General features: G+C 36.7%; 2 protein-coding genes. Both read left to right on the top strand.

Features of this window, described 5'->3' with window-relative positions; translation table 11 throughout:
* Positions 1–58 precede the first annotated feature (58 nt).
* Positions 59–1,909 (top strand): DUF8741 domain-containing protein, encoded by a 1,851-nt coding sequence (locus FFR48_RS27120; RefSeq protein ID WP_201277695.1) that lies wholly within the window; start codon positions 59–61, stop codon positions 1,907–1,909.
* A 55-nt stretch (positions 1,910–1,964) separates the two neighbouring features.
* Positions 1,965–2,635, top strand: a 671-nt coding sequence (locus FFR48_RS27115) for a DUF2887 domain-containing protein (protein ID WP_137669494.1), incomplete at its 3' end; no start/stop codon positions are given.

Raw genomic sequence — 2,635 nt, 5'->3', positions numbered from 1 at the left:
GGATGTGGCGGCGGGTGAAATGTGGGAGTTGGGAGTCGGGAGTTGAGTGTCGGGGGGAATGCGAGAGTCGGGGGTCGGGAGTGTGGAGGCGGGGGAAAGGCGAGAGTCGGGAGTCGGGAGTGGAGAGTCGGGGGAAATGCGAGAGTCGGGAGTCGGGAGTCGAGAGTCGGGGGAAATGCGAGAGTCGGAAAATAATAATTACGAATTACGTTCGCGTAGCGTTTCCGAAGGAAATATTACGAATTACGAATTATTCAGTTCTTATGTTTATGATCCTACGGATTTGGAACAAGCGGTAGATGCTGCACCCAGTGTAATTATAGAACAGGGACTACAAAGTTATAAAGATGTTGATAAACGCAAACTGCGGAGTTTTATTCAAGCTGCGGAAAAATTACAGGGGAATAAAGACCAAAAATTACAAACTTGTACTATTTATGTGCAGAATCTTTTAGCAAATAATCATCACCCGATTATCTGGTGTCGTTATATTGCTACAGCTAATTATGTAGCTGAAAATTTAAAGCAGAAGTTAGAAAAGAAAGGTTCTCAAATTCGGGTAATTGCTATTACTGGAGAACAGTCAGAAGATGAGCGAGAAGTGAGATTAAATGAATTAAAATCCTATCCCCAAAGAATATTAGTTGCTACTGATTGTTTGAGTGAAGGGATAAATTTACAATCTCATTTTAGTGCGGTTATTCATTATGATTTACCTTGGAATCCCAACCGTTTAGAACAACGAGAAGGGAGAATTGACCGTTATGGACAAATAGCAACTCAGGTGAAAAGTTGTTTACTTTATGGTCAAGATAATCCTGTAGATGGGGCGGTTTTAGAAGTTTTAATTCGTAAAGCGGTACAAATACATAAAACTCTGGGAATTACTGTTCCAGTACCAATGGATAGTACCACTGTTTCGGAAGCGGTGTTTAAGTCTTTATTTGATAAAAGTACGGATGCACAACAGTTATCTTTATTGGATTTATTAGATGAGGGAGAATCTGCTGTTGAACAGGTGCATAAACAATGGGATAAGGCGGTGGAAAGGGAGAAAATCAGCCGGACTCGTTTTGCACAAAGGGCAATTAAACCTACAGAAGTTGAACAGGAGTTATTAGAATCTGATGAAATTTTAGGTAGTGAAAAAGATGTAGAAAGGTTTGTTAAAAATGCTTGTGAAAAGTTAAATTGTGGTTTGATTGAAAAAAAGCAAGGATGGTTATTACCGTCAATTCCGAGTTTTTTACAACCCATTTTAGGCAATGAAAAACGTCTAATTACTTTTACTACTCCTGCACCGGAAGGGGTGGAATATGTAGGGCGAAATCATCCTTTGGTTGAAGGTTTAGCACGGCATATTTTAGAGGTGGCTTTACTGAATAATCAAAATGATTTAGTCGCTAGATGTGGTTTTACAATTACGGATACTGTGAGTAAACGGACTACTTTATTGTTATTAAGATTGAGGCATTTATTAAAACAAAAGGTTAAACAAAAAGTTAAACAAAAGGTTAGTAGTAGTGCTTCAGCACCATCAGAAAAGAATGCGCTAAAACGCAACTACGAACTATTGGGAGAAGAATGTGTAGTTGTTGGGTTTACAGGTCCACCCTCTAACCCGGTTTGGTTAGCACCACTGGAAGCAAAAGCTTTGTTGGAACAAGCTAACCCTGTGGGGAATGCTGTTAACCCTAAACAGGAAATTGAGGATTTTTTAAATTCTTTTGATGAGTTAACAGCACATTTAGAAAAGTTTGCAAAAGAGCGATCGCTTTGTTTATCTCAATCTCATCAACGAGTGAGGAGAATTACTAAGGAGGTGGATGTTAAGGTTACACCACAATTACCGATGGATTTATTAGGTGTGTACATTTTACAACCAGGGAAACGTAAAAATAGTTTATAATTTTTGTCGGAATTAGGATGTACAGAATTATTAATTACCCGTTACCAAAATTGTCATGAAAACTGATACTATTTTTTATGAACTAATTAAAGAACTACCACAAGTCTTTTTTGAACTAATTGGTAAACCTGAAGTCAACCCTAATATTTATGAATTTACAGCACCAGAAGTTAAACAACGATCTTTTCGGTTAGATGGTCTATTTTCCACCCTTCCAGGTTTTGAAACAGAAGCTTTGTACTTTTTAGAACTCCAAACATATAAAGATGAGGAATTTTATGAGCGACTTTTTGGGGAAATTTTTGTTTACTTTCGTCAATACAAACCAGCTAATTTAGAATGGTATGTAATTGTTATTTATGATAGAAGAACTCATGAAATACCACCTCATCCCCGTTATCAAAGCTTGATGTCAAATCATGTCCGTTGTATTTACCTCAATGAACTTACTAATGATAATGAATCCTTAGAAATTGGTATTGCTAAATTATTTGTAGAAACTCCTAAAAAAATTGCTTCCCTAGCTCAAAAATTAATCAATCAAGCTAGAGAAAATTTAACTGATGAAGACTTGCGGTTAAAAGTGTTAGCATTTATTCAAGGTATTATAGTCTATAAGTTTCCAAATCTTACACTGGAGGAAATTCAAACCATGCTTAATTTAGGTGAAGATATAGAAAAAACTGCTTTTTATCAAAGTATCCTGAAAAAAACCAAGTTAAAAGT

Source organism: Sphaerospermopsis reniformis (assembly GCF_005402885.1).
GTDB classification, from domain to species: Bacteria; Cyanobacteriota; Cyanobacteriia; order Cyanobacteriales; family Nostocaceae; genus Sphaerospermopsis; species Sphaerospermopsis kisseleviana.
This window is presented reverse-complemented; position numbering and strand designations above follow the sequence as displayed.

What these genes read in the sequence shown, in the direction of transcription:
- FFR48_RS27120 (WP_201277695.1), top strand. Translation starts at nt 59, where the DNA reads ATGCGAGAGTCGGGGGTCGGGAGTGTGGAGGCGGGGGAAAGGCGAGAG.